The organism is Gardnerella sp. 26-12, assembly GCF_001660745.1.
Classification (GTDB): domain Bacteria; phylum Actinomycetota; class Actinomycetes; order Actinomycetales; family Bifidobacteriaceae; genus Bifidobacterium; species Bifidobacterium swidsinskii.
This window is the reverse complement of sequence record NZ_LWSR01000085.1, coordinates 1-2,057: the sequence shown is the minus strand read 5'-3', so window position 1 is coordinate 2,057 and position 2,057 is coordinate 1. Positions and strand designations below refer to the sequence as shown.

3 protein-coding genes are annotated in these 2,057 nt (G+C 42.0%); 1 reads left to right on the top strand and 2 read right to left on the bottom strand.

Translation table 11 applies throughout. The features are described 5' to 3' along the window. Window positions 1-16: 16 nt before the first annotated feature. Window positions 17-1,108, bottom strand: coding sequence for a tryptophan--tRNA ligase (trpS, locus tag A5295_RS04530; protein WP_004106132.1), 1,092 nt, complete (start codon window positions 1,106-1,108; stop codon window positions 17-19). A gap of 145 nt (window positions 1,109-1,253) precedes the next feature. Between trpS and A5295_RS04525 the strand changes: the two genes are divergently transcribed. Further along, window positions 1,254-1,634 carry a DUF3073 domain-containing protein gene (locus A5295_RS04525; RefSeq protein ID WP_004106131.1) on the top strand — a complete coding sequence of 127 codons (381 nt, stop codon included), beginning with the start codon at window positions 1,254-1,256 and terminating at the stop codon, window positions 1,632-1,634. A 118-nt stretch (window positions 1,635-1,752) separates the two neighbouring features. On the opposite strand, the gene A5295_RS04520 is transcribed toward A5295_RS04525, so the two are convergent. After that, the coding region (locus A5295_RS04520) for a sterol carrier family protein (protein WP_064621874.1) at window positions 1,753-2,057 on the bottom strand (305 nt) is incomplete at its 5' end.

The window sequence follows — 2,057 nt, the reverse complement described above, 5'->3', positions numbered from 1 at the left end:
ACTTATTGAAATTTAATTAATACTTCATTCCCATAGCATCTCGCACTTGGGAAAGCGTTTCTTCTGCAATAGCATTTGCACGCTTATTGCCGTCATGTAAAATGTCTCGAACAGTATCCATGTCTTTTGCAAGTTCTGCACGACGCTCACGGTGAGGTGCCAAGAAATTATTTACATTTTCAATTACGTAAGCTTTCAATGCGCCAGCACCAGCGTTGCCAATTTCTTCAGCAATCTCTTTAGGATCCCTGCCTGTAACTAAACCTGCGGTAGTAAGAAGCGCAGAAACTTGCGGACGAGTTACTGGATCAAAAGTAATCATCCTCTCAGAATCAGTTGGACTCTTCTTAATTAATTTGGCAGTTTCCTCGGCAGTAGCTCCGAGCATAATCGAATTACCGTAAGATTTGCTCATCTTTCGTCCGTCCAATCCTGGAATTTCAGGAGCATCAGACAAAATTGCTGCTGGCTCTGGGAACACTGGATTCTTTTTTGCGTATCTCTCATTAAAACGGCGCGCAATCGTACGAGTGATTTCAACGTGCGGCAAATTATCTTTACCGATCGGCACAACATTAGCTTTGCAGAACAAAATATCGCAAGCTTGGTGCACTGGGTACGTAAGGAGCAATCCGGTTAAAGCATGTCCAGATGATTCCATTTCCGACTTTACAGTAGGATTCCTGTGTAATTCTGCTTCTGTAACGAGCGAAAGGAAAGGCAACATAAGCTGATTTGCTGCAGGAACTGCGGAATGAGTAAATATCATTGTTTTTTCAGGATCAATTCCGGCAGCCATATAATCCAGCACTAAATTCAAAACATTATCTTCAATATGCTCAGTAGTGTCACGATCAGTAATTACTTGATAATCTGCAATAATAATATTAGTTTTTACTCCGCGCTGCTGCATTGCAACACGCTCACGAATAGATCCAAAATAATGTCCTAAATGCAAACGGCCAGTTGGGCGATCTCCAGTAAGCATAGTAAAAGACGAAGGGCTAGCTTTTAACTTTTCAAGCGTTGCATCTGAACGTTTACGCGCTGCAAGGAAGCTTGCGCTCATCTCATTACCAGCAGCTGTAACCTGTGCTTCTTCCGGCATTTTAGGCTCCTTAATTGTGCGTATTTTTACGCTGAAAATATGGCTTTTATGGTAAAAGTTTACACAGACAATATACTCGGTTGCGGTTAAGTGGTACGCTCTTGTGTGATGAACTGATTGTTACTTAATTTTTAGAGGGGGTCAGATGGGCCGCGGACGACAGAAGGCAAAGCAACAGAAAATTGCCCGTAAGCTCAAATACCTGACGACCGATACGGATTATGACGAGCTTGCTAAGGAACTTAATTCCAGCGAACCCGGACAAGGATCCTTCGATCCATTTGCGTCGAGCGAAAGCTATGAGGAAGATACATATCTTCCAGAAGAGAATGACACAGATCAAGAAAATGATGCCGTTGATGCTTCAAACGAAGATGATTTAGACGAGTATGCCAAGTGGGCTGCGGAAGCAGCTGCAAAAGCCGTTAGCAGCGAAAACTCTTCTACAAACTCGGGAGCGCACACGCCAGTGCATCATCATATCCCTATGCCAATTCCAAACTTCATACACAAACACGACAATTAAAAATTAAATTTTATTAAAATTATTTTATTTACGTATCCTGGGCATTCGAAATACTGTTTGCCCAGGATATTTGTAAATACATGCTGTAAATACGCAATTTAAGCTGCTTAAAGCCAACTTACAACGGCAAAATATCGCTTAAATCATCACGCTCGCCAATTGCACTTATGTTGCCAAAGTCCTGTTCCTGATGCCATTTAGTAACACCACTCGCTAATCGAAGCCATACTTTAGGCTCAAGTTCAATAACATCTGGCGGCGTGAGATTATGCGGATCCGAAGCTGGTCCTTCCAAAATTTTTACTGCACCAAAAGGCGCAACTCTTACTTCTACTGCACACCCAGGCACCTTATTTTCAAGAAGATATAGCGAATATCTAACTGCTAAAGCTTCGTCGCTTAAAGAGATATTTAAAATATTAC

Bases quoted from the DNA above. Each gene is read 5' to 3' on its own strand.
- trpS (WP_004106132.1), bottom strand. From the start codon at position 1,108: ATGCCGGAAGAAGCACAGGTTACAGCTGCTGGTAATGAGATGAGCGCA.
- A5295_RS04525 (WP_004106131.1), top strand. From the start codon at position 1,254: ATGGGCCGCGGACGACAGAAGGCAAAGCAACAGAAAATTGCCCGTAAG.